The sequence below is a fragment of the Pseudomonas sp. SDO5522_S412 genome (genome assembly GCF_054071215.1).
Genome location: NZ_JBSVWQ010000081.1, coordinates 1 through 25,001, shown reverse-complemented (window position 1 = coordinate 25,001; position 25,001 = coordinate 1). Strand labels below are relative to the sequence as shown.

Sequence of the window (25,001 nt, the reverse complement as noted above, 5' to 3'; positions counted from 1 at the left end):
CCTTTGCTTACTTTGGGGCTTTTCCAAAGTGAGCCGCTGTAAGAGCGGAACCATAGGTGGCCGTTACCGAAAAAACGGTTATGTACTCAAACCAATCGCCAAAAAAAACGGCCTCATCTGGAGGCCGTTTCTCATCACATCTCAACGCTTAGGTGCGCATCCCACGCCCACTCACCAGCAACCGCGCACACCCCACATACAGCACCACAGTCGCCACCAGCATAAAGGTGATCGCCACACTGATCTTGATGTCCGAAACGCCCAGAATCCCATAGCGAAACGCGTTAACCATATGCAACACCGGGTTAGCCAACGACACCGTCTGCCAGAACGGCGGCAGCAAGGTGATCGAATAAAACACCCCACCCAGATACGTCAGCGGCGTCAGAACAAACGTCGGAATAATCGAAATATCATCAAAGTTGCGCGCAAACACCGCATTAATGAACCCCAGCAACGAAAAGATAGTCGCCGTCAGCACCACCACCAACAGGGTGATCCCGAGGTGATGCACCTGCAAATGGGTAAAGAACAGCGACAGCAACGTCACAATCACCCCAACCATCAACCCGCGCAGCACACCGCCCAGGGTGTAGCCGATCAAAATCGTATGAGGCGACACCGGCGACACCATCAATTCCTCGATGGACCGCTGGAACTTGCTGCCAAAAAAGCTCGACACCACGTTGCCGTAGGAGTTGGTAATCACCGACATCATGATCAACCCTGGCACGATGTACTCCATATAGGTGAATCCACCCATATCACCAATCTGCCGACCAATCAGGTTACCGAAGATCACGAAGTACAAAACCATGGTGATCGCCGGCGGCAGCAAGGTCTGCGGCCAGATCCGGGTAAAGCGCTTCACTTCGCGATAAACGATGGTCTGCAGCGCGACAAGGTTGGGTTGCAGTTCCGAACTCATACCGCCACCTTCGCCAGATTTTTCTCCACCAGGGACACAAACAACTCCTCAAGGCGATTGGTTTTGTTACGCAGGCTCAGCACCTCGATGTTCTGGGTAGCCAGTTGGCCAAACAGCGCGGTGATGCCCACGGCTTTGTCCACCTGGACTTCCAGGGTGTGGCTGTCCACCAGGCGATTCGGGTAGCCGATCAACTGGGGCGCAACCGTCATGTCGTTTTTCAGGTCGAGCAGGAAGGTCTCGACGTGCAACTGGCTCAGCAAATTACGCATGCTGGTGTTTTCGACAATGGTGCCGTGGTCGATGATGCCGATGTTGCGGCACAGCTGCTCAGCCTCTTCCAGGTAGTGCGTGGTGAGGATGATGGTGATGCCTTTCTGGTTCAGCTCGGTGAGAAACGTCCACATCGAACGACGCAGCTCAATGTCCACGCCCGCCGTCGGCTCGTCGAGGATCAGCAGGCGCGGTTCGTGAACGAGGGCGCGAGCGATCATCAAGCGGCGCTTCATGCCCCCGGACAGGGAACGCGAAGGCACGTCGCGCTTGTCCCACAAGCCCAGTTGCGTGAGGTATTGCTCGGCGCGTTCCTTGGCGATCTTCGGCGGGATGCCGTAGTAACCGGCCTGGGTCACGACGATGTCGAAGGTCTTTTCAAACTGGTTGAAGTTGAACTCCTGGGGCACCACGCCGATGCTGCGCTTGAGCGCCGCCGGAGATTTGTCCAGGTCGTTGCCAAAGATGTTCACCGTACCGGTGGTCTTGTTGACCAGGGTCGAGAGAATCCCGATGGTGGTGGATTTGCCGGCGCCATTGGGGCCGAGCAAGGCGAAGAAATCACCTTCGGCGACGTCCAGATCGATACCACTCAGGGCCTGGAAACCGTTGCCGTAGGTTTTGGTTAGCTGCCGGATGGACAGAGCGGAACTCATATCGGATTACGCACCAAAGAAGAGGAATAGAATTGTTACATGAGGGCAGACCGCACGGAATACAACGGCTGCGCGTGACAAGCATGGTGCTTGTCCGCGCCGCACAAGTACAGTAACCCGTATTAATAGTCGGTATCAGGTCAACGCGGTCATGACCGATTTCTGATAGGCCGGGCGCTGGCGCAGCCGCTGGTACCAGGCTTCCAGGTTAGGCATCGACGGGCGTTCGATGGGCATTTCGAACCAGGCATAAATGAAGCTGCCCAAGGGAATATCACCCATGCCGATCTCGCTGCCGGACAGGTAAGGTTGCGTGGCCAAGGCCTGATCCACCGTCTGCAAAACGTCGATGCAGGCCTGGCGACCGGCGTTGATGGTGTCCCAGTTCTGTTTTTCAGCCGGGGTTCGCAGCACGCCCCAGAACACGGTCTTGAACGGTTCGGCCAGGGTCGAGGTGGTCCAGTCCATCCACTTTTCAGCGTTGGCCCGGGCTTGCAGCTCGCTGGGGTACCAGTTCGAATCCGGCGCATGTTTGGCGGCCAGGTAGCGCACGATGGTGTTGGATTCCCACAGCACAAAATCGCCATCTTCAATCATCGGCACCCGGCCATTGGGGTTCCGCGCGCGGTATTGCGGCGTGTCGACCACACCAAAAGCCCCACCCGCATCAATTGCCTCATAGTCCAGGCCGAGCTCCTCGGCGCACCACAGTGCTTTCCTGACATTTGACGAATTTTTACGACCCCAGATTTTCAGCATGACCGCCCCGATTTTGAAAAAGATGGTTGGATAAATGCCGGGGCAGCATACGCCGGATCACGTCCGGCTTAAATCACTCTGCATGTCCCCCAGCAGGATCGGCATCTGCTCGCCAAACAGGTGCGGGTAACATTTCTGGATGTGGGCGAAGAAGAATTCCTCGGGCACCTCGGCAAATTGCCCATGGTCCACCACGTACTCCATGGAGCGCTGGCCCTTGCGGTTGAAGGCGTGGAAAACACTGTCATGAATGCCATCGAAATCCAGCGGCGGCACATCGAACAGTTCGCACAGTTGCTGGTTGAACGCCGGCGTGGCCTTGACCCAACGGCCGTCCAGATACAACTCGGTATAGCCATGCATGGCAAATACGTCACTTCTGAGCAGCTCGATCAAACGGGGCGTCGAGAGGTGGTTACGCACGTCGGCCAGGCCGATGCGCGCCGGGATCCCGCAGTGCCTTGCGCACGCCGCCAGCAATGTTGCCTTGGGCACGCAATAACTCTCGCCGGCCGCCAGTGCGAAGCTCGCGCTGAGGGTTTGCGGGTCGCGACTGAAGGTATAGGGGTTATAGCGCACAGCCTCGCGCACAGCGTAGTAAAGACTGACTGCCTGGTCACGAAGTGCGGCACTCGAACCGCGATGTTTTTCGGCGAACTCCACCACCGCAGGGTGGTCACTATCGATGAAGCGGCCGGGATTCAAGTACGCATTCATGAGGTTAATCTCAGAGAGCAAGCCCTGAGTCTAACCACAGGCATGCACCTGGGATAACGACGATTCGGCCAAATGTCGGCGCCTGGTGCTGATCATTGCCGGCACACCACGTAACACCCTCGTCACCCCGCTTGTTCGGATGCCGACTAAGCTCTGAGGTGATTTCGCACCTGGTTTCACGGAGGATTGAATATGCTGTTGTTGTGGATACTGGTTCTGGTGGTGGGCATTGCCTACCTGGCGCACCGGCGCATCGCGCCCCTGCCCGCCATCGGCGTGGTCGCCGTCTACCTGTTGGCGATGGGCGCCTTCAGCCACGCACCAGGCTGGTTGCTGCTGATCTTCTGGGTACTGATCGCCGTGGTAGCCGCCCCGCTGCTGCTGCCGGACCTGCGCCGCAAGTACTTCACCGCGCCGCTGTTCAACTGGTTCCAGAAAGTCCTGCCGCCGATGTCCGAGACCGAGCGCGACGCCATCGACGCCGGCACCGTGTGGTGGGACGGCGAGCTGTTCAGCGGCCGCCCCGACTGGGACAAGCTGCTGGCCTATCCCAAGGCGCAACTGACTGAAGAAGAACAAGCCTTCATCGACGGCCCTACCGAAGAACTGTGCGCCATGGTCACCGACTGGGAAATCGGCCAGGCCATGGACCTGCCCCCCGCCGCCTGGGAACACATCAAGCAGCATGGCTTTTTTGCCCTGATCATCCCCAAGGAGTTCGGCGGCAAAGGCTTCTCCGCCTATGCCCACTCCCAGGTCGCGATGAAGCTGGCGACCCGCAGCGGCGACCTCGCCTCCACGGTCATGGTCCCCAACTCCCTGGGCCCGGCCGAATTGCTGCTGCACTACGGCACCGATGAACAACGCAACCATTACCTGCCACGCCTGGCCCGTGGCGACGATATCCCGTGCTTTGCCCTGACCGGCCCACTGGCCGGTTCCGATGCTGGCTCCATGCCCGACACCGGGGTGATCTGCAAAGGCGAATGGGAAGGCAAGGAAACCCTCGGCCTGCGCCTGAACTGGGAAAAACGCTACATCACCCTCGGCCCGGTAGCGACTTTGCTCGGCCTGGCCTTCAAGGCCCATGACCCGGATCATCTGCTGGGCGACAAAGAAGACCTGGGCATCAGCCTCGCGCTGATCCCCACCGACACCCCGGGTGTTGAAATTGGCCGCCGTCACCTGCCACTGGGCGCCGCGTTCATGAACGGCCCCAACTCCGGCAAGGATGTTTTCATTCCGCTGGAATTCCTGATCGGTGGCCAGGAAATGCTCGGCAAGGGCTGGATGATGCTGATGAACTGCCTGTCGGTAGGCCGTTCGATTTCCCTGCCTGCCGTCGGAACGGGCGCGGCCAAGTTCACCAGCCTGGTGACCGGCCAGTACGCCCAGGTGCGTGAGCAGTTCAACGTACCGCTGGCGGCCTTTGAAGGCATCCAGGAAGCCCTGGCCCGCATCGGCGGCAACGCGTGGCTGATGGACAGCGCGCGGATGCTCACCGCCAACGCGGTCGACCTCGGGGAGAAACCCTCGGTACTGTCGGCGATCCTCAAGTACCACCTGACCGAACGCGGCCGCGAATGCATCAGCCACGCGATGGACGTACACGGCGGCAAGGGCATCATCATGGGCCCCAACAACTACCTGGGTCGCAGCTGGCAGGGCGCGCCGATCTTCATCACCGTGGAAGGCGCGAATATCCTCTCGCGCAACCTGATGATCTTCGGCCAGGGTGCGATTCGTTGCCATCCGTTCGTGCTCAAGGAAATGGCCCTGGCCGGTCGCGAAGACCATGACCAGGCGCTGAAGGAATTCGACGGCCTGCTGCTGCAGCACATCGGCTTTGCCGTAGGCAACGCCGCCAGCACCCTGGTGTTGAACCTCGGTTTCGGTCACTTCGAAAAGGCTCCGGGCAACAGCCTGAGCCAGGGCTATTTCCGCGCACTCAACCGTCAGGCCGCGGCGTTTGCGATGCTGGCGGACCTGAGCATGATGCTGCTGGGCGGCGAGTTGAAACGACGCGAACGCCTGTCGGCACGTCTTGGTGATGTGCTGAGTCACATGTACCTGGCATCGGCTGCACTCAAGCGTTATCACGACCTGGATTCGCCAGACCACCTGGAACCGCTGTTCGCCTGGGCCATGGAAGAGAGCCTTGGCCACTCCGAGCGTGCACTGGATGAACTGCTGACCAACTTCCCGAGCAAGGTGTTGGGTTGTCTGTTGCGGGTGATCGTGTTCCCGTTCGGCCGCCGTCATAAAGGCCCGTCCGATGCGCTGGATGCCGAGGTGGCCGCAGTGCTTGGTCGCGCCAAGGGTGACCCGACCCTGGAAGCGGTACTGGCGGGCTGCTATCGCCCACAGTCCGCAGAAGATCCGGTGGGCGCCCTGCAACACGCCTACGACCTGTTGGCCGACAGCCATCCGTTGCAGAAAAAACTCCACGAAGGCCTCAAGAGCGGCCAGGTCAAACCGACCGCGGGCGAACACGCCATCGATGCCGCGCTGCATGCCGGCGTGCTGCAACCGGCCGAGGCGCAGACCCTGCGTGACGCTGAAGCGGCGCGGCGCAAGGTGATCGACGTGGATGATTTCAGCAAGGAAGAACTGAGCCAGGCTGAGGGAAAAGTCCGCTGATCCCAGCGGTCATATAAAAACGGGTAGAGTGCCCTGCCTCACAAATACTGATCCCTTTTGACGGCGTCTGTTGTCGTCATGCTGCGTTGCCGCTCCTCGCCTGACAACAACAGCCACTCGTCAAAAGGAATCGTATTTGTGAGGCAAGGCACCGAGCTATATACTCTCGCGCCCGTTTTGCTCTTGAGGACTTATCTCGTGTCCAATGTCGTTGCCGATCATCTCGTCTTGCTCGACCACCTGCGCAGCATCCTGGTTGCCGTCGGCGAAGCCGAACAGGTTCCCGAGGAAAGCCACCTCCTGTTCCTGGAGCGCTTCGATGAACTGCGCGCCTTGCTGCCCATCGACCCGATCGAAAGCCAGTACCTGGGCCAGGACATGATGAGCCAGGTCATCCTGCGCTATCCGCAAATTGCTCACCTGGTGCCACGCGATCTGCTGTGGTTCTTCGGTGGCGACTGCCTGCACTTCATGCCCGACGACGAGCTGGACCTGTACCAGGCCCTGGAAGAACGTCGCTTCGAAGCTGAACAGAACGACGAACCGTTCGACTGGAACCAGGAAAAGCAGTTGTTGGCCATGTCCAATGACCAGCCCAAGCACTGATTTCAGGGCTAACGCAGATCAAATGTGGGAGCGGCGGTGCGACGGTTCGACTTGCTCGCGAATGCGATGGTTCAGTCAATATTTTAGGTGACTGATACACCGCATTCGCGAGCAAGCCCGCTCCCACATTTAAACTGTATTCCTACCGTTTCTTCAGCGTCGGCTCTTTGGCCATGCACTCCACCAGATAATCAATAAACACCCGCAACTTCGGCGGCAGGTACCGCGTCGGCGAATGCAGTAGCCACGCATCCCCGTGGTACGACGCAATGAAATCCCACCCCGGCAGCACCTGCACCACCTCCCCCGCTTCCAGCGCATGCCGCGCCGTGAAATACGGCAAGCTGCCAATCCCCACATGTTGCAATACCGCATCCAGCCGCACGCCTGTGTGATTCGCCGCATACCGCCCGCGCACGCCCACCGTCACCGCCTTGCTGCCCTGGCGAAACTTCCAGCGCGCATCCCCCGGCGTCTCACCCAGGTAGATGCAACTGTGCTCCAGCAAATCATGGGGATGCTGCGGCGTACCATGCTCCGCCAGGTACCGCGGCGTGGCGCAGATCAAATGCTCGATCGGCAGCAACTGGCGCCCCACCAACCCCGGCGGCGGGCTGTCGGTGATGCGGATGCTCAGGTCGACATTGTCGTCAATCAGGTCCACATGCCGGTCCTCCAGGATCAACTGCACGTCGACCTTGGGATAACGCCGCAAAAACTCCGGCATATGCGGATGCACCACAAAACGCCCCACCGCCTTGGGCACGCTGACCCGCACCAGCCCTTCGGCTTCATGGGTGTATTGGCCGCTGATTTCCATCACCGACCGCGCAGCACTGACCATTTCCTGGCAGCGCTTGAACACCTCTTCGCCGCCTTCGCTGAGGCGCAATTTGCGCGTGGTCCGTTGCAACAGGCGAGTCGCCAGGGCCTTTTCCAGGCGTGAGATGCTGCGGCTCACGGAGGACGGTGATGCTCCCAGTTGGCGCGCAGCCTCGGAGAAGCTGCCGGTTTCCACCACCTTGACGAAAATCGCCATTTCGCCCAGCAGCGGTAAGGGAAGATTGATGCTCATGACGCACAAGTCCATTGAGATTTGAACGGATTATCACCCATTGGTGCACTTCTTATACTGCCGGTTAGAAACCCTGATGCGGATATAAATGATGACCCAGCGCCTGTTTTTTACCCATGACCACCTGAATGCCGAACTTGAAGTGCTGGGATGCACACCTTTTGATAACCAGTTTGCGGTAATCCTGCAGTCCACAATCTTCCATCCACAAGGTGGCGGCCAGCCCTCCGACACCGGCTGGCTCGGGGAAAGCCAGGTGTTGAAGGTGGTGCAGGAAGGCGATCATGTCGTGCATTACGTAGACCGCCCCGTGGCTCCCGGCGTGATCCAGGCACGCGTCGATGAAGACCGCCGCACCTTGCACACGCGCCTGCACTCGGCCGGGCATCTGATCGGCAATGCCGGTGAAACCCTGGGCTGGATGCCGATCAAGGCTCATCACTGGCCGGGCGAAGGCAAGATCACCTTTATTCGCGGCACCTCGGCCCAGGCCATGGACGCCGAGGCGATCCAGCGGCAAGTCGACCAATGGATCGCCGCCAACCTGCCGCGCCATATGGCACTGGATGACGGTACGCGGCAAGTGGGTTTTGGCGACCTGCCGGCCTATGCCTGCGGCGGCACGCATGTGCAGGCATTGGGGGACGTGGGCCAGGTGACGATCCTGGCCCTCTCCGAGAAAAAGGGTGCATTGTCGGTGCGCTATACCCTGAACTGACTAAACCGCAATCGCCCCCGCCCTGCCCGGTTCCACCACAAACGACTTGAGGGTCGAGACGCTGGCGTTCGGATCCCGGGGATCGGAAATCACCCGGAAGTTCGTCAGCATATTCCTCTCCTCAAGCGCCACCGACACATAGCCGCGCTGGCGGCTGTCGAAAAACTTCACATGGGGATTGAGGGGCAGGATCGCACTGAACGCATCAAATGGCGGCCCGTCAGACGTCACCGACGTGCCGACAAACTCGGTCGCGACCACCGGCGAATCCGGATTCCCTGCGTCAGCGTGCAGGTCCGTCGTCCAGAACGAGTGAATATCGCCGCCCCAGAACACCGGGTTATTCACCTTTCTGCGCACCATCGACGCAAGCATCCGCTCACGGTTGGCCATGTAACCATCCCAGCCATCTGTCCAGCGGCCGGGCTTGTGGTTGGTCAGGTCACGTTGCGTGAGCGGCGCGACCAACAGGTCCTGGGCGATCACGTTCCATTGTGCCCGGGACTCGGCAAAACCCTGATCCAGCCAAGCCTCCTGCTCCCAGCCGAGCATGGTGCGACGGGGATCGCGCAGGTCAGCACAGGTGTTCGCGGCCACATGTCCCTTGTGGCTGCCATTGGCCAGGATGCATGGCTGCTCGGAGCGGTACTGACGCCCATCCAGCACATGGAAACGCGCCAGCCGGCCGTAGTCCAAACGCCGATAGAGGCGCATGTCCGGCCCGCGCGGCAGGCTGCTCGCCCGCAGCGGCATGTGCTCGTAGAAGGCCTGGTAGGCCGCCGCCCGCTGCTTGAGAAAACTCGTCACCGGGATGTTCGGGTCCTGGGACCACTGGCTGGCATAGTCGTTTTGCACTTCGTGATCGTCCCAGGTGACCACACTGGGCGCCGCAGCATGCAGTGCCTGCAAATCCGGATCGGTCTTGTACAGGGCGTAGCGGTTGCGGTAATCCACCAGATTCAACGCATTGCCGCTGCCGTGGGGGCGAATGATCTTGCCGGAATCAGCCGCGTAGGAACTGTCATAGATGTAATCCCCGAGGAAAAACACCAGGTCAGGCTGCTCGGCGGCCAAATGCCGATAGGCGCTGAAGTAGCCTCGCTCCCAATGGGAGCAGGAGACAAAACCCAACTGCGCCGATGCCATGGCATGCACCGCCGGCGCTGTGCGCGACTGGCCCACCGGGCTTTGCGCACCGAGGCCCTCGAACTGGTACCAGTAAGGTCGACCCGCCTCCAACCCGCTCACTTCCACATGCACCGAATGGGCGAAACGCTCGCTGGCCATCACCTCGCCCTGGCGCAAAACGTGCGTCATCGCTGCATCGCGGGCCACCTTCCAGCGCACCGGCACCGCGCGGCTCAGGCCACCCCGACCGTCGGCGGCATTGAACAGCGGCGCGAGGCGCGTCCAGATCACGAAACCATCGGGCAATGGATCGCCTGACGCCACACCGAGGGTGAAGGGATAGTCGATGCCTGCACTACGGGCAAACGGGCTGAGGATCGAAAACGCCGTGGCAACTGCAAGCCCGCCCAGTACGCGACGGCGATCGTGATTCACACTCATCAACTGCGCTCCTTCCAAGCATCCCGCACCGACCAAAACAAATGCTTGTGTAGCGTTCTTACCACTGGCAGCAGGGTGGATAAATGCGGCAGTGCAATGCTCATGCAGGGGGACTCGCGAAATAAATTCTCCAAGAATGTACCCGCGTCGTGTCAGTTTCATTACGTAGATAAATAGACCCACGAGTCGTCTGTAAGACGCGTCCTAGAGCCTTAAAAGCTTAAATTAAAGTTAACCATTCGGTCATTTTTGGTTGCTAGCGTGTCGCCCCTAATCAACTGCGGGGTAGCGGAATGAGAACTTGGGATGAACCCAAAAAACGCAAGGCACACATCGAACTGATCCCGATGATCGACGTGATGATGTTCCTGTTGGTGTTTTTTGTACTGGTGAGTTTGAACGTGATTCCGGCCCTGGGCATGAAGACTCAGCTGCCGAGCGCCAGCAGTTCACAGCAGCTCAAGCCGCAAAATAAATTCATCCTGACCCTGGGCCTGGAAGGTCAGCTGCAGCTCGATGGCAAGGACCTGACCGTCGACGCGCTGGTGCCTGCACTCAAGGCCGGCGAGAAGCCAGACACCAAGTCGACGATCATCGTCAACAGCGACAAAGGCGTGGAAGTGTCGCGCCTGGTCGAGGTGATGGACACCCTGCGCCTGGGTGGCTTTACCTCTGTCTCCATCGCCACGAAAAAGTCCTGATCATGTATGCCTTGTTTCGTGCGCGTCGGCTGCTGGGCAGTGTCCCGGCCCTGATCGCCCTGGTGCTGATTGCACTGGGTATCCAGTCCCAACCCCTGAAGATCCAGCCGCAGTACGACGAGTCGGCGGTTGAACTCGCGCTGGTCGAGCCGGAGCCGGAAGTGGTCCCCGAGCCCGTGGTGGAAGAACCGCCGCCACCGCCGCCGGTGATCGAAGACGAGGAGGCCGAACCTGCCCCTCCGCCTCCGCCACCCAAGCCGATCCCCAAACCACTGCCAAAGCCTGAGCCCAAGCCAAAACCGGTGCCCAAGCCCGTGGTCGCCAAGCCAACGCCTGTGCCTGCGCCAGCTCCGGTGGCCGCCAAGCCGGTGCAAGCCGCTCCCGCTCCCACGCCAGCACCCGCTGCGCCACCGGCGCCGCCGAAAGTCGACGGCCAGGCACTGGAAGGCGGCTACCTCAAGGGCTTGCGCAACGAGTTGGACAGCTACAAGCAATACCCCACCGGGCGCCAGGCGTCCCTTGAACGCCCGAGTGGCGAGGTGGTGGTCTGGTTAATGGTGGACCGCCAAGGCCGCGTCCTCGACTCCGGGATCCAGACCCCGGCGCCGAGCATGCTGCTCAACCGGGCCGCCACCAACAGCCTGCGCCGTATCAAGCAGGTGAAACCGTTCCCCGAACAAGCCTTCGGTGGACGTAACGAGCAGCGCTTCACCGCCACCTTCAACTACAGCGTGCAATAAGCACACACCACCAGGACGACAGTGATGAAGTTCACCCGGATTCATCTGGCACTCGTTGCCGCGACGAGCATGACCCATGGAGTGGTCATGGCAGATACCAGCGACAGTGACGTCGGGACTATTGGGGTACAGGGCAAGGCAACCGCTGGGGGCGGTTACATGGTCCAGGAAGAGAGCGCCAAGGGCCGCTCGACCATCACCAAGGAAGCATTGGACAAACAGACGGCCACTGGCAACGCCATCGACAAGCTCAAGTACACCCCGGGCCTGAACATCTCCAGTGAAGACAACACCGGCCTCTCGGGCTTCCGCTTCACCATGCGCGGCATGAACTCCGACCAGGTCGGTATGTCGGTGGACGGCATGCCGATCAACGACTCCGGCAACTACGCGTTGTACTCCAACCTGTTGGGCGACCCGGAAAACATCGACCAGATTTTCGTCACCCAGGGCTCGTCGGAAGCCGACGGCCCGCACATCGGTTCCAGCGGCGGCAACATCGGCATCGTGACCATTCGCCCCACCAAGGAAACCGGTGCCTTCGTCAAGCAAGTGGTCGGCAGCAACGCCACCCGCAAGACCTTCGCCCGCCTCAATACCGGTGAAGTCAACGGCCTGAGCAACTGGCTGTCGGCTTCCCACACCGAAGGCCAGATGTGGCGCGGCTCGGGTGCCGTGCGTGCGGACAAGGTGGAGTGGAACAGCTTCTTCGACGCTGGCAACGGCAACACCGCCAACCTGATCCTCAAGTACCACGAGCAGGACAACAACAGTTACAGCCAGTTGACCAAGGCACAGTTCCAGCAGTACGGCCGCAAGTACGACCCGTACCCGGCGACACCGGCGGTGGGCGCCAACGGCAAGGTCAGCAGCTACTACGACCTGGCGCAGAACCCGTTCCAGACCTTTACCGCCGTGCTCAACACCCAGTACAAGCTGAGCGACAACCTGTCCCTCTCGGTGATCCCGTATTACTACTACGGCAACGGCAGCGGCGTGGGCTCCTCGGCCTATGCGCTGAACAGTGGCTCGAACAAGGGCGGCGTTTTCGACCTCGGCAACCTGCCGACACAGGCTCAATACAACGCCGACGGTTCCGCGACCACCGGCGTCTACTACCGCCCTTCGCGCACCCAGACCTGGCGCCCGGGCATCACCACCAAGCTGAACTGGGACCTGGGCGACCACAGCCTGCAATTCGGCTACTGGTATGAACGCGCCCGCCAAAGCCAGACCCAACCGTTCATTGCCCTCAAGAACAACGGCAAGCCAAGCGATACCTGGCCCGACGGCAACTCCGTGGTCGACGCCAACGGCAACACCGTACAGGGTCGCGACCGCTACACCGTGACGCCGGCGCAAAAGGTCTGGACCCAGGACACCTGGTACATCAACTCGGACTGGACGTTGATCGCGGGCATTGCCTACATGAACGTCGAGCGTGACGGCACCAACCACGGCAGCCTCACCGAGCAACCCGGCAAGGCCAGCCAGACCTACAACAAACTGCTGCCCAACGCCGGCCTGAAATACCAGCTCGACGAGCGTGACCAGTTGTTCTACAGCCTGTCGCGCAACATGCGTATTCCACAGAACTACGTGCTGTACGACAAAGGCGTCGGCTCCCTCGACTCCAAGCCGGAACTCAGCTGGAACCAGGAACTGGGCTGGCGCTACACCGGCGAAGACAGCACCCTCGCCGCGACCCTGTTCTACATGCAGTTCAAGAATCGCCAGCTCACCTCCCTGGACAGCAACGGTGATTCCGCCGACATCAACGCCGGCACCGTCATCAACAAAGGCCTGGAACTGGAGTGGAGCGGCAAGCTGCCGCACAACTTCAACTACTACACCTCCTACACCTACACCAGCTCCAAGCAGCAGGACGACCTGACCGTCTACAGCGCCGGCAAGCCGATCGTGCTGCCCACCAGCGGCAAGCAGTTCGCCAACGTGCCGACCAACATGCTGGCGGCCAACATCGGCTATGACGACGGGCGCTTCTACGGCACCTTCGGCGGCAAGTTCACCAGCAAGCTCTATGGCGACCTGACCAACGACGAAGCCATCTCCGCCCGCACCATCTTCAACCTCGGCGCCGGTATCTACCTGCCGGTGGACAAGAAAGTCGTCAAGGACGCAACCCTGCGCCTGAACGTCGACAACCTGTTCGACAAGAAGTACCTGGACGGCGTGTACACCACCAAGACCAACTCGGCGAGCTACAGCGGTTTCCGCGATGGCGACCCGGCCTACATCGTTGGGCTTGACCGCACCGTCACCGTTTCCCTGGAAGCCAATTTCTAACTGCGAGGCTCAGCATCATGGACATGAACCTGCTTCACCAAATCACCTTTTATGTGATGTACGCCGCACTGGCGATTGCAATCTTCATCACCATCGAACGTGGCATTTACTTCGCCTACGTGCGCCGCCAGGCCCGTGCATTGACCGAAGTGCTGGGCGCCAATGTGCACAGCGAACGCGACCTGCCGGAAAACCTGACTCGCCGTGACAGCCTGCCACTGAGCATGGTGCTGCCGATCCTGGCGCAGAAGGCGTCCCATGGTTCGCGCAAGGACCTGGATGACGAGATCGAAACCCAGTACCTCAAGACCCGCGCGCCGCTGTCCCGCAGCCTGTGGATCATCGAAACCATCACCACCGCCGCGCCGCTGCTCGGCCTGCTGGGGACCATCCTCGGCATCATCGACACCTTCAAGGCGCTGGCCAGTGCCGGTGTGTCCGACCCGGGCCAGATTTCCGGTGGTATCGGTACGGCCCTGTTCGCCACGGGTTTGGGTATCGCCATCGCGCTGTTCTGCGTGGTGTTCCACAACTTCTTCCAGGACAGCCTGGAGCGTATCAACGACCAGCTGAAAATCCTGCTGATCCGCGCTGCAACCGGTGCCCGCGTGCAGGGTGAAGTGCCGCACCTGGTACCGACCCCGCTGCACACCCGCACTGCGTGACCTTCCCGGGGCGGGCGCATCATGCGCCCGCCCTTTTTTTGCCCGATGAGACGCCTATGTCCATATCGCTGAAATTACGTATCGCCGGCCTTGCAGGCCTGCTCCTCAGTCCGCTTGCCCAGGCGGACTTTTCAATTCCGGGATTTGAGTTGGTACACACCGTGCCAGTGGACACCCAACTTGGCACCGCCGATCTGCGCCAGCCCGGCCCCGTGTGGATCCAGCTGTTCGACGGCGCGAAAAGCCGCATCGACATCGGCCAGTTCTACGCGGCCGACCATCCTGGCTCGGTGATGGACAAGGTGATTGAACACCTGGAAGCCGCCGGCAAACGCGGGGTGAAAATTCGCTTCCTGCTGGAAGAAAAAGGCGTACGGCTGTCGGAAGCCTCGACCCTGGAGCGCCTGAAAGCCATTCCCAACCTGACCTTCCGCATCCTGCCCTATGGCAAGCTGAGTGGGGGGATCATCCACGCCAAGTACATGGTAGTGGATGGCAAGCAGGCGTTTATCGGCAGCCAGAACTTCGACTGGCGTTCGCTGGAGCATATCCACGAAACCGGGCTGTTGATCAGTGATGCAAACGTCGTCGCCCAGACCCAGGCCATTTTTGAACAGGACTGGCAGGCCCAGGCTGCGTTGGCCGACAACCAGCCTGTTGCCCTGCCCGCCACAGGTGCCACACCGGCACGCACCGGCAACTACCTGGTAGCCAGCCCCCAGCGCTACAACCCGCCGGGTGTGGGTGATTCGCAGCTGGAACTGCCACGTCTGCTGGGCGAGGCGAAAAAGGAAGTGCGCGTACAACTGCTGGACTACGCGCCGCTGTCCTATGGACCTGACAGAACCCGGCCTTACTACGCGATGATCGACAACGCCGTGCGTGCAGCGGCAGCGCGCGGGGTCTCGATCAAGTTGATGGTATCCAACTGGAACACCGAAGCACTGGAATTGCCGTACCTGAAAAGCCTGGCGGTGCTGCCGAATGTCGAGGTCAAGATCGTCACGCTGCCCGAGGCCAGGCAAGGATTTATTCCTTATGCGCGGGTGATCCACAGCAAGACCATGGAAATCGACGGGCAAGTGGCGTGGGTGGGCACCAGTAACTGGCTGGGGGGTTATTTCGATAACTCGCGCAACCTGGAAGTGGTGATGCGCAGTGAAGCGATGGCCAAGCGCGTGGGAGATTTACACGAACAGCTGTGGGACGGGCCGTACGCCAAGGCACTGGACGCGACAAGCGAGTACCCGGAGCCGCATCCGGGCAAGCCGTGAGCCGTTGCCTGCAAATCCCATGATTTGCGGGCAATGTCACATTGCCAGATATGAATGTTGCACTTTTCCGCCGTTGCGCTGACCAACCCTGCACACCTCATGGATGGAGAGCAGGGATGAACACCACACGCAATGGACTGTACGGTACGGCGCTGGTTTGGGCGGCCATCGGGCTGGCAGGTTGTGCCAATTCCATGACCTCCACCGGGGTGCCGGGGGTGAAGATGGGCGACAGCTATGAGCAGGTACTCGCCGTGGTCAGCCGTGACAATACGGTGACCAGGAAGATCGACGGGCAGGGATTCCGGGCTGAGGGTTACTCGCAGACGTTCAAGGATTGTCGCAGTACATATTTTATCTTCCAGGGCGCCGATGGCTTGCAGATGGTCAGCCATGAGCCCGCGCCGCATCTGTCGGTCAGCCAGAACTGCCGCCAGCCATGAGCACTTTACGTGTCATTCCCGCCCTGTTCCTGTTGCTCCTCAGCGGCTGTGGCCAGGTATATAACGTCCGCTCCCTCAACACCGCCTATACAGCGCCACCGTCTGCCGAGACAGCGCGCTTGCGCATTATCAGCGACGGCATGTGCGCGCAGTGCCCGGGCGCGATTGCCTGGACTGGAATGTTCCCGGAGCAGGCGTGATGGTGTCCGCCAAATCCGGCTTCGCCGACCGCAATGGCGCAAGCCTGGGGATGCCGGGGCCGATTTACACCTGGGACGGTGCGGTGTCGTCCGAACAGGTGATTCCGGCGAACACGCCCATTGCCTTTCATTACCTTGGGTTGCCGCAATATGGCCGGCAATGTTTCAACACCATGACCTTTATCCCCAAGCCCGGCATGGACTACATGGTGCGAGCATCAATGTCCGGGAGTTGCTCATTCGAGCTTGCTGAGCTGCCGAAAGGTGCCGAACGATGGAGTCCGATTGAACCGACGCCGTCGGGAAGGCTGTCGATGTGCCACGCGATGGATAATTTCTAGCGGTACAAACGCAACGTGGGCCGGGGCATTGCACTCCAGCTCACAAAAAACCCACAAACAAAAACGCCGATCATTGCTGATCGGCGTTTTCGTTAAATATGGAGCGGGAAACGAGACTCGAACTCGCGACCCCGACCTTGGCAAGGTCGTGCTCTACCAACTGAGCTATTCCCGCATATGGCGTCCCCTAGGGGACTCGAACCCCTGTTACCGCCGTGAAAGGGCGGTGTCCTAGGCCACTAGACGAAGGGGACACGCTACTGAAACACATGGTGTGTATTTCAGTGCCCAGAGATTAAATCCGAAGATTACGCCCTGGTTTCACTCAGTGCCGCCCGAGGGCAACACTGCTTAAATTTGGAGCGGGAAACGAGACTCGAACTCGCGACCCCGACCTTGGCAAGGTCGTGCTCTACCAACTGAGCTATTCCCGCATATGGCGTCCCCTAGGGGACTCGAACCCCTGTTACCGCCGTGAAAGGGCGGTGTCCTAGGCCACTAGACGAAGGGGACACACGTACAACATTCACTCCCTACCGCGTTTCGCTGTGTGCTTTACGCTGTAAGTGGCGCGCATTCTATGGATGGATTGGGAGGTCGTCAACCCCCAAGGATAAATTTATTTAAATCAATGACTTCGCCGTGGTTTACGGGGGTTGCAAGGGTTTCTCGCCGTCCAGGCTTTGGCGCCTATATTCTGGCGTTCCACAAGGCGCTATAGTTCGCCACAGCAAATGATGGCAATGTGCATCTACGCAGGGACTGCCCCGCTATATAGAAGAAACTACTGACGCAACTGGTCGCTCAGTCCTATCCGGTCACTGCACCAGTCACTACACTTCAATGCAAACCCCATAAAGAGGTCACACCGGTGACACCACTCATGATCACCCTGCTGGTAATAGCCGGGATCGTAATACTGATCGCCATTGGCTACATGAACCACGTGGTGGAAAACAATAAGCTGGAAAAGAACCGGACCCGGATCGAACTCAATGACCGGCTGCGCCGCTGCGGCGAAATCACCGAGACCTTCCCTGGCCAGTTGATGACGCCGCGACTCAAGTTGCTGCTGACCCGCCTGGAGCTCAACGTCAATCAGCGCCTGCTGAACCTCGACAAGTCCAATGCGTCGCTCAAGGCACGCATCACTGAACTCAACGCACTGGTGGCCCAGGGCGAATCGATTCCGGTGAACAACCCGCCAGGCCCGATCCAGACCGAAGCCAAGGCCAAGGATGTACGTTTCCTGCTCGAAGCACTGCATGGCCAGGTGACCCGAGCGGCCCAGGACGGTTTCCTGCCGACCAATGAAGCCAAGCACTGGATCAAGGAAATTCGCCATATCCTGGTGCTGCTGCACATCGAGTTCTTCAACAACCTGGGCCAGCACGCGCTGCAACAAGGCCAGCCGGGCCAGGCTCGCCTGGCGTTCGAACGCGGCGTGCAGTACCTGCGCAAGCAACCGGAGCCGGTGGTGTACAGCCAGCAGCTGCAATTGCTCGAGAAACAGCTGGCGCGCGCCAACTCCATGGTGCTGTCCAACCTTGAACCGGCTGAAGACGAGGTCAACGAATTGACCGAAGGCTTGAAAGTGGTGGATGCGGACGCCGACTGGAAGAAGAAAGCCATCTACGACTGATCCCCTGCCATTGTGGTGGGCGGCAAACCCGCTCGCCACATGCCATCACTCTGCACCTATCCCCTTCCCCTCGAATAGCGTAAAAAAGGCCCCTCTCTCCGTTAACGAAAAGGGCTTCGCCATGCCTGTCGTGCTCATCGATGGACAACCGCTGCACTACCTCGACCAGGGCACCGGCCCGGCCGTTCTCCTCGGTTCCAGCTACCTGTGGGACAGCCAGATGTGGGCGCCGCAGATCGAAGCCCTGTCGCAACAGTACCGGGTGATCGTCCCCGAGCTTTGGGGCCACGGCGAGTCCGGCGCACTGCCTGCAAACACTGCATCCCTGGACGACCTCGCACGCCAGCACCTGGCGCTGCTGGATCACCTGGACATTGCCCGGGTCAACCTCGTGGGCTTGTCGGTCGGCGGCATGTGGGGCGCACGCCTGGCGCTGCTGGCTCCCGAGCGGGTCAACAGCCTGGTGCTGATGGACACGCACCTGGGCGCCGAGCCGGAAGCCACTCGCCAATACTACTTTTCGCTGTTCAAGATGATCGAAGATGCCGGCGCCATTCCAGAACCGCTGCTGGATGTGGTGGCACCGATCTTCTTCCGTCCCGGTATCGACCGGGAGTCGGCCTTGTACCAGGATTTCCGCAACGCACTGCAGGCCTTCCCCAAGGAACGCCTGGTGCACAGCATCGTGCCCCTGGGCCGGATTATCTTCAGCCGCGCGGATGTGTTGGCACAACTGGCGCGCCTCGACACCGACACCACCCTGGTGATGTGTGGCGAGCAGGACAAGCCACGCCCACCGGCCGAATCAGAGGAAATGGCGGCCTTGATCGGCTGCGCGCTGACGTTGATTCCGCACGCCGGGCATATCTCCAGCCGGGAAAACCCCGATTTCGTCAACGAAGCGCTGCTGACCTTCCTGGCCAACAACGCCTGACCGCCCTGCCCTTTGATCACCGCAGGCCTGCGGTGATCAAAGGCGGAAGTGCCCGACCATCCCCTTAAGCTCCGTACCCAACTGCGCCAGCTCGATGCTCGACGCTGCATTGCCCTGCATGCTCAACGCCGATTGATCGGCACTCGCACGGATGCTGGTAACGCTGCGGTTGATTTCCTCGGCCACCGAGCTTTGCTCTTCGGCCGCTGCGGCAATCTGCTGGTTCATCTGCTGGATCAACGACACCGCCGCCGCGATGCTGCCCAGGGCGCTTTCGGTTTCCAGGGCATCACTGACCGCCAGCTTGACCAGTTCGCCGCTCTGCCTGATCTGCTGCACCGAAGCCTGCGCAGCGCTGCGCAAGGTACTCACCAACCGTTCGATTTCCTCGGTCGATTGCTGGGTGCGCTTGGCCAGCGCCCGCACCTCGTCGGCCACCACGGCAAAACCGCGGCCCTGCTCGCCCGCCCGCGCCGCCTCGATGGCCGCATTCAGCGCCAGCAGGTTGGTTTGCTCGGCCACGCTCTTGATCACCTCAAGGACGGTACCGATAGTCTGGATCTCCGCGCTCAGGCTTTCGATGCTGGTACTGGCGGAGGTCGCGGAGCTGGCCAGCAACTCGATACGCTGCAAGCTCTGACGCACCACCTGCTGGCCGCTGTCGACCTTGTCATCCGCCGTCTGCGCCGCCTGGGCCGCTTCTTCGGCGTTGCGCGCCACATCGTGCACGGTGGCGGTCATCTGGTTCATGGCCGTGGCCACCTGCTCGGTTTCTTCCTTCTGGCTGCTGACCTCGATATTGGTCTGCTCGGTGACGCTGGACAGCGAATGGGCCGAGCTGGCCAGTTGCTCGATACCCGCCTGCAACCCGCTGACCATGCTGCTCAGGCCGCTGCTCATCTGTTGCATCGCGAGCATCAACTGGCCCATCTCGTCCCGGCGACTGACTTCCATGCGGCCACTGAGATCACCGGCGGCAATCTGCTGGGCCACTGCAATCACGCTGCGCAACGGTGCAACGATCAAACGGGTAATGATCCACGCGGCAATCAGCCCGACCAATAACGCCAACGCCGAAGAACCGATGATCAGCAACGCGCTTTTCTTCAACTGCGCCTGCATCGACAGGTCTTCTGCGTCGTAGGCCTGATTGACCCGGGTGACCACTTCGGCTGCGCGCTCGTGCAACTGCTTGTAGACGACTTTTTCCTGGGCCAGCAGCCCGGTGTATTCGCCGAGTTTTTCGCTGAAGGCCGCGATATGCCCGGACACTTCGTTAAGCACGGTTTGGTAGCCAGGATCCTTGACGGTGGTTTTCAGCTGTTCGACCTGGGCCAGGGCCTGATCGGCCTGCTCGATCTTGCCCTGCTCGGCGTTCTCGTCATCGCCCTTGCGGCTCTGGTCCAGGCGCACGTGCGCTTCGTTCATGGCCTGCAGCATCAGGCGCGAGACCTGGCTGACCTGCCCCGCCTGCTCGATGAATTCGGCACCTTCCTTGCCCTGGCTTTCCTTGAGGCCATAGGCGCCGTCGTCCGCCAGCCCGGCCTGCAACACATCAAGGTTGTTGGCGACACTGGAGACCGACCAACTGGCCATTTCCAGCGCCAGGTCCTTGGTCTGGGTCAGCTCGACAAACTCATCGAACGCCTTGCGATACGCCGCCAGCGCCTGCTCGACGTCGCTCATCACCGGGACATTGGCAGGCGACTGGGCCTTGAGAATTACCGCCTGGGCCGCCAACGCGTCGACACTTTCGTGCAAGGCGTCCACCGACTTGGGGTCGGCATGCAGCGCGTAGTCCTGCTCGATCAAGCGCACCTTGAGCAAGCCGCTGTTGAGCGCCGACATGGCTTTAAGGCCCTCGAAGCGCTGGCCAACGGTTTGCAGCGACCATACGCCAATTGCGGCCACCAATGCCGTCAACAGCAGTACCAGGGCAAAGCCCAAGCCCAGTCTCTTGGCCATACCGAGGTTGGCAAAACGTCGTTGCACGGCAGAAATCATTGCACTTGAGTCCTCTTGCAATGGCGAATGCCATCAAGCCAGGTTTCGATGCAGCGAGATTCGCAACCCCGGGGCACTGAATACAAGGGTTTGGCGCCACAATAATGGCAAAAAGCTACATCCTCGTCGTTTTCAGAATGGTAGAGGTCGATCCTGCCGGCCCCATGGCCTTGAACAACGCCAGTGCACGCTGATCAGAAGCGTAGGCCACATTGATGCGCAGCCAGTCGCTGGATTCGCCCGTCGGGCTGAAAAGCGTCCCCGGCGACAGCAACACCCCCAGCCGGCGAGCCCGCGCCTGCACGGTGGAACGGTCGCCGACACCAGGGCGCGCCCAGAGGAACATGCCCCCCGCCGGCACCGCAAACACCTCCCACTCTTCGTCTTCCAGCACCTGCAGGGTCATGGCCATTTCCGTGCTCAGCCGCCGGCGCAGACGTTGCACCCACTTGCGGTAGGTACCATTGGCCAGCAACGTCGCCACCACCGCCTCGGCAAACCGCGAGGTGCCGATGCCGGTCAAGGTCTTGACCCTGGCCAATTGCGCGATGATCGCCCCGCTGGCCGTGAGGTACCCCACCCGCAAGGCGCTGCTGAGGGTCTTGGAAAAACTCGAGACATAGATCACCCGGTCCTCGTGGGGCAACGCCGACAACCGGGTGCACGTGGCATGTTGCAGGTCGCCATAGACGTCCTCCTCGATGATGAAGAAGTCCTGGGAATGGGCCAGTTGCAGCAAGCGCTCGGCCACCGCCAGGGACAGGCTGGTGCCGGTGGGGTTGTGATACAGGCTGTTGATGAACAGGCACTTGGGCCGGTGCCCGCGCAACAGCGCTTCCAGGGCAGGCATGTCCGGGCCGCCACGGGTGCGCGGCACTTCCAGCAGCTTGACACCATGAAAGGCCAGTTGGCGGTAAAGGTTGCCGTACCCCGGGCTTTCCACCACCACGGTGTCGCCGGCCTTGAGCAGCGTGCGGATCAGCAGGTCCTGGGCATGGCTCGCGCCGTGGGTGGTGAGGATATGCTCGACCCGGGTTGCCACCTGGATGTGCGCCAGGCGCTTGAGCAGCTGTTCACGCAGGGCCGGCAGGCCCAGCGGCGTGCTGTAGTTGAAGACGGCCGCGGTGTCGGTGCGGGTGACTTCACGAATCGCGTAGCTGATGTCGTCGCTCTCGCGCCAGGTGTCCGGCAGCCAGCCGCATCCCAGTTTCAGTTCGCCCAGTTGATTGTCGATGAAGGCGCCCCACCCCGACTCGGCGCCCTCATAACATTGGTTTTCACCGCGAAGACCACGCTCGGCGGGTGGCTGGGCCACACAGAAACCGGCGCCTTGCCTTGAGGCCAGCACCCCTTGGGCAACCATCCGCTCGAACGCCTCGATGACGCTGGACTGACTGAGCAGGTTCTCGTGGGCCAGTTGCCGCACCGAGGGCAACCGCGTCCCGGGGCTGGCGCCGCTCTCGCGAATCCAGGCGGCCAGCGCACTGACGATTTGCTGCACTACCGGTACAAGGGCTTGTCGATCGATCCCTAAATCCATGAGCCACTCACTTAAACTGTTGTCATTTAACCCAAACCAGTTAAGCACAGAAGCCCAATGACAGCCGCGATCAAGATTTATTAAATCATTGATTTAATTTAATTATTTACCTAGTGAAACACATTCAGGTGAGGCATCTGGCCACCTGCGGAAAAACCCCACAGCGCCTCCAACGCTTTTCTGAATGGCATCCGCCTCACTTCCTAAATCGCGGTCGCGCCACCGTCCACCGCCAATGCCTGGCCCGTGGTGAAGGCAGCACCGTCGCTGCACAGATAAAGCACGGCGCTGGCGATCTCCTCGACCTTGCCGATACGCCCGACCGGGTGCATGGCGGCGGCAAATTCGGCTTTGCGCGGGTCAGCTTCATAGGCACGGCGGAACATATCGGTGTCGATCACGGCCGGGCATACCGCGTTGACGCGGATTTTCTTTTTCGCGTACTCGATCGCCGCCGACTTGGTCAGGCCGATCACCGCGTGCTTGGACGCGGCATAGATACTCATCTTCGGCGCCGCCCCAAGTCCTGCCACAGAAGCCGTGTTGACGATGGCGCCGCCGCCCTGAGCCAGCAGCAACGGCAGTTGATACTTCATGCACAGCCACACGCCCTTGACGTTGACGCCCATGATTGCGTCGAACTCATCCAGGCTGCCGTCCGCCAGCTTGCCCTTCTCGATCTCGATCCCGGCGTTGTTGAAGGCATAGTCCAACCGGCCATAGGTGGCCACGGTCTGCTGCATCAACTGCTGCACGTCCGCTTCGAGGGTGACATTGCAGCGCACAAACACCGCTTCGCCACCGGCCTGATGAATCAGCGCCACAGTGCCCTCGCCGCCAGCCACGTCCAGGTCGGCGACTACGACTTTCAAGCCTTCAGCGGCGAACGCCAGCGCAGTGGCGCGGCCAATGCCGGCGGCCGCACCGGTCACCAGGGCGACCTGGCCGGAAAATGTCATGCTCATGGTGGATGTTCCTTCGATGGGGATGCTCGATGACCCCAGTCTAGCCAGAGCCACCATCGGCGCGTCAGCACTATCAAAAGCCCGGTTGGCGAACCATGAGCCGCAGTGATAACGGCACCGGCATCACTATCATTGCAGTGGATCGGTGGGCATTCGCAGGTGCCGCGCACCTTGCCGGTGCAGCCCGAAGGGTCTATCACTCAAGGTCCACTTCTCAAGAGTCGCTGCCATGACTGCCCAGACTAACCGCCAATTCCTGCTCGCCAAACGCCCGGTCGGCGCGGCCACACGGGACACCTTCACTTACCAGGAAGTGCCGGTGGGTAAACCCCAGGACGGCCAGGTGCTGGTGCACAACGAATACCTGTCCCTGGACCCGGCCATGCGCGGCTGGATGAACGAGGGCAAATCCTACATTCCGCCGGTGGGTATCGGCGAAGTCATGCGCGCCTTGGGCGTAGGCAAGGTGATCGCGTCGAACAACCCGAAATTTGCCGTGGGCGACTACGTCAACGGTGCCTTGGGTGTGCAGGATTACTTCCTCGGTGAGCCGCGGGGTTTCTACAAGGTCGATCCGAAACTGGCGCCGTTGCCGCGTTATCTGTCGGCGCTGGGGATAACCGGCATGACCGCCTACTTCGCCCTGCTGGACACCGGCGCGCCCAAGGCCGGCGAGACCGTGGTGATCTCCGGCGCGGCAGGCGCGGTGGGCAGCATTGCCGGGCAGATTGCCAAGATTAAAGGCTGCCGCGTGGTAGGCATCGCTGGCGGCGCCGACAAATGCAGGTTCTTGGTGGATGAGCTGGGTTTTGATGCCGCCATCGACTACAAGAACGAAGACGTGCATGCCGGCCTCAAGCGCGAGTGCCCGAAAGGTGTGGACGTGTATTTCGATAACGTCGGCGGGGACATTCTCGATGCCGTGCTCAGCCGCCTGGCATTGAAAGCCCGCGTAGTGATCTGCGGCGCCATCAGCCAGTACAACAACAAGGAAGCTGTCAAAGGGCCGGCCAACTACCTGTCACTGCTGGTCAATCGTGCGCGCATGGAAGGGTTTGTGGTGATGGACCACGCGGCGAATTTTGCCGCTGCCGGGCAGGAAATGGCCGGCTGGATGGCTCAGGGCAAGCTCAAGAGCAAGGAAGATATAGTCGAGGGGCTGGAGACGTTCCCGGAGACGCTGATGAAACTGTTCAACGGTGAGAACTTTGGGAAGTTGGTGTTGAAGGTCAACTGACACACCGCAGAACCAAATGTGGGAGCGGGCTTGCTCGCGAAGGCGGTGTGACAGTCAATGCATAAGG

General features: G+C 60.6%; 21 protein-coding genes, 4 tRNA genes and 2 pseudogenes. 13 read left to right on the top strand and 14 right to left on the bottom strand.

Translation table 11 applies throughout. The features are described from left to right. Positions 1-148: 148 nt before the first annotated feature. From ACW9I6_RS17610 to ACW9I6_RS17595, 4 genes are all read right to left on the bottom strand, one after another. Positions 149-928, bottom strand: coding sequence for an ABC transporter permease (locus ACW9I6_RS17610; protein WP_003217229.1), 780 nt, complete (start codon positions 926-928; stop codon positions 149-151). Next, entirely contained in the window at positions 925-1,857 is a 933-nt protein-coding gene (locus tag ACW9I6_RS17605; protein WP_003217227.1) for an ABC transporter ATP-binding protein, read from the bottom strand. Before ACW9I6_RS17605 ends, ACW9I6_RS17610 begins: the two co-directional genes overlap by 4 nt. A gap of 135 nt (positions 1,858-1,992) precedes the next feature. Further along, positions 1,993-2,616 carry a glutathione S-transferase family protein gene (locus ACW9I6_RS17600; RefSeq protein ID WP_102369632.1) on the bottom strand — a complete coding sequence of 208 codons (624 nt, stop codon included), beginning with the start codon at positions 2,614-2,616 and terminating at the stop codon, positions 1,993-1,995. 57 nt (positions 2,617-2,673) lie between these two features. Beyond that, positions 2,674-3,333, bottom strand: a complete 660-nt coding sequence (locus ACW9I6_RS17595) for a transglutaminase-like domain-containing protein (RefSeq protein ID WP_102369633.1) — start codon at positions 3,331-3,333, stop codon at positions 2,674-2,676. A 192-nt stretch (positions 3,334-3,525) separates the two neighbouring features. Between ACW9I6_RS17595 and ACW9I6_RS17590 the strand changes: the two genes are divergently transcribed. Together ACW9I6_RS17590 and ACW9I6_RS17585 are read left to right on the top strand one after the other, a co-directional pair. After that, positions 3,526-5,973, top strand: coding sequence for an acyl-CoA dehydrogenase (locus tag ACW9I6_RS17590; RefSeq protein WP_008431294.1), 2,448 nt, complete (start codon positions 3,526-3,528; stop codon positions 5,971-5,973). A gap of 198 nt (positions 5,974-6,171) precedes the next feature. Next, positions 6,172-6,579 (top strand): PA2817 family protein, encoded by a 408-nt coding sequence (locus tag ACW9I6_RS17585; RefSeq protein WP_003217220.1) that lies wholly within the window; start codon positions 6,172-6,174, stop codon positions 6,577-6,579. A 142-nt stretch (positions 6,580-6,721) separates the two neighbouring features. On the opposite strand, the gene ACW9I6_RS17580 is transcribed toward ACW9I6_RS17585, so the two are convergent. Next, positions 6,722-7,654, bottom strand: a complete 933-nt coding sequence (locus ACW9I6_RS17580; protein ID WP_003217218.1) for a LysR family transcriptional regulator — start codon at positions 7,652-7,654, stop codon at positions 6,722-6,724. Between the two features lie 91 nt (positions 7,655-7,745). On the opposite strand from ACW9I6_RS17580, the gene ACW9I6_RS17575 reads away from it, so the two are divergent. Continuing rightward, the gene (locus tag ACW9I6_RS17575) at positions 7,746-8,372 is read left to right on the top strand and encodes an alanyl-tRNA editing protein (protein ID WP_177021208.1); all 627 of its coding nucleotides are present in this window, start codon (positions 7,746-7,748) and stop codon (positions 8,370-8,372) included. Here ACW9I6_RS17575 and ACW9I6_RS17570 read toward each other — a convergent pair whose 3' ends face one another. Continuing rightward, complete coding sequence (locus ACW9I6_RS17570) at positions 8,373-9,941, bottom strand: alkaline phosphatase D family protein (RefSeq protein WP_457339595.1); 1,569 nt, start codon at positions 9,939-9,941, stop codon at positions 8,373-8,375. It lies immediately after the preceding gene. A gap of 293 nt (positions 9,942-10,234) precedes the next feature. Here ACW9I6_RS17570 and ACW9I6_RS17565 point away from each other — a divergent pair, with 293 nt between their 5' ends. The 7 genes and pseudogenes from ACW9I6_RS17565 to ACW9I6_RS17535 all read left to right on the top strand — a co-directional run bounded on the left by ACW9I6_RS17565 (position 10,235) and on the right by ACW9I6_RS17535 (position 16,612). Further along, a complete protein-coding gene (locus ACW9I6_RS17565) occupies positions 10,235-10,642 on the top strand; it encodes an ExbD/TolR family protein (protein ID WP_003217209.1) in 408 nt (135 codons plus the stop codon). 2 nt (positions 10,643-10,644) lie between these two features. Further along, positions 10,645-11,382 (top strand): energy transducer TonB family protein, encoded by a 738-nt coding sequence (locus ACW9I6_RS17560; protein WP_177021211.1) that lies wholly within the window; start codon positions 10,645-10,647, stop codon positions 11,380-11,382. Between the two features lie 24 nt (positions 11,383-11,406). Next, positions 11,407-13,689 (top strand): TonB-dependent receptor, encoded by a 2,283-nt coding sequence (locus tag ACW9I6_RS17555; protein WP_008431274.1) that lies wholly within the window; start codon positions 11,407-11,409, stop codon positions 13,687-13,689. A 17-nt stretch (positions 13,690-13,706) separates the two neighbouring features. Continuing rightward, positions 13,707-14,354, top strand: coding sequence for a MotA/TolQ/ExbB proton channel family protein (locus tag ACW9I6_RS17550; protein ID WP_003217203.1), 648 nt, complete (start codon positions 13,707-13,709; stop codon positions 14,352-14,354). Between the two features lie 56 nt (positions 14,355-14,410). Then, positions 14,411-15,628 carry a phospholipase D-like domain-containing protein gene (locus ACW9I6_RS17545; protein ID WP_177021681.1) on the top strand — a complete coding sequence of 406 codons (1,218 nt, stop codon included), beginning with the start codon at positions 14,411-14,413 and terminating at the stop codon, positions 15,626-15,628. Between the two features lie 116 nt (positions 15,629-15,744). Beyond that, a complete protein-coding gene (locus tag ACW9I6_RS17540) occupies positions 15,745-16,071 on the top strand; it encodes a hypothetical protein (protein ID WP_102606452.1) in 327 nt (108 codons plus the stop codon). After that, positions 16,068-16,612, top strand: a pseudogene (locus ACW9I6_RS17535) (hypothetical protein). The gene ACW9I6_RS17540 and the pseudogene ACW9I6_RS17535 overlap by 4 nt, the downstream one beginning before the upstream one ends. A gap of 99 nt (positions 16,613-16,711) precedes the next feature. Here the strand turns inward: ACW9I6_RS17535 and ACW9I6_RS17530 are convergent. From ACW9I6_RS17530 to ACW9I6_RS17515, 4 genes are all read right to left on the bottom strand, one after another. Continuing rightward, positions 16,712-16,787 (bottom strand) — tRNA-Gly (locus tag ACW9I6_RS17530). 3 nt (positions 16,788-16,790) lie between these two features. Then, positions 16,791-16,866: transfer RNA gene (locus ACW9I6_RS17525), tRNA-Glu, on the bottom strand. Positions 16,867-16,970: 104 nt separating this feature from the next. Then, a tRNA-Gly gene (locus ACW9I6_RS17520) sits at positions 16,971-17,046 on the bottom strand. A 3-nt stretch (positions 17,047-17,049) separates the two neighbouring features. Continuing rightward, positions 17,050-17,125, bottom strand: a tRNA-Glu gene (locus ACW9I6_RS17515). A 370-nt stretch (positions 17,126-17,495) separates the two neighbouring features. On the opposite strand from ACW9I6_RS17515, the gene ACW9I6_RS17510 reads away from it, so the two are divergent. Together ACW9I6_RS17510 and ACW9I6_RS17505 are read left to right on the top strand one after the other, a co-directional pair. Further along, positions 17,496-18,254, top strand: a complete 759-nt coding sequence (locus ACW9I6_RS17510) for a hypothetical protein (protein ID WP_003217193.1) — start codon at positions 17,496-17,498, stop codon at positions 18,252-18,254. 121 nt (positions 18,255-18,375) lie between these two features. Continuing rightward, complete coding sequence (locus tag ACW9I6_RS17505; RefSeq protein WP_177010083.1) at positions 18,376-19,188, top strand: alpha/beta fold hydrolase; 813 nt, start codon at positions 18,376-18,378, stop codon at positions 19,186-19,188. A 36-nt stretch (positions 19,189-19,224) separates the two neighbouring features. Here ACW9I6_RS17505 and ACW9I6_RS17500 read toward each other — a convergent pair whose 3' ends face one another. The 4 genes and pseudogenes from ACW9I6_RS17500 to ACW9I6_RS17485 form a co-directional block, all read right to left on the bottom strand. After that, positions 19,225-20,067, bottom strand: coding sequence for a methyl-accepting chemotaxis protein (locus tag ACW9I6_RS17500; RefSeq protein WP_371132479.1), 843 nt, complete (start codon positions 20,065-20,067; stop codon positions 19,225-19,227). Between the two features lie 18 nt (positions 20,068-20,085). Then, positions 20,086-20,310, bottom strand: a pseudogene (locus ACW9I6_RS17495) (HAMP domain-containing protein); the annotation flags it as partial. 997 nt (positions 20,311-21,307) lie between these two features. Further along, positions 21,308-22,732 carry an aminotransferase-like domain-containing protein gene (locus ACW9I6_RS17490; protein ID WP_457339594.1) on the bottom strand — a complete coding sequence of 475 codons (1,425 nt, stop codon included), beginning with the start codon at positions 22,730-22,732 and terminating at the stop codon, positions 21,308-21,310. A 203-nt stretch (positions 22,733-22,935) separates the two neighbouring features. Next, entirely contained in the window at positions 22,936-23,697 is a 762-nt protein-coding gene (locus ACW9I6_RS17485; protein ID WP_003217185.1) for an SDR family oxidoreductase, read from the bottom strand. A 229-nt stretch (positions 23,698-23,926) separates the two neighbouring features. Here ACW9I6_RS17485 and ACW9I6_RS17480 point away from each other — a divergent pair, with 229 nt between their 5' ends. Continuing rightward, a complete protein-coding gene (locus ACW9I6_RS17480; protein ID WP_457339593.1) occupies positions 23,927-24,934 on the top strand; it encodes an NADP-dependent oxidoreductase in 1,008 nt (335 codons plus the stop codon). Positions 24,935-25,001: the final 67 nt, after the last annotated feature.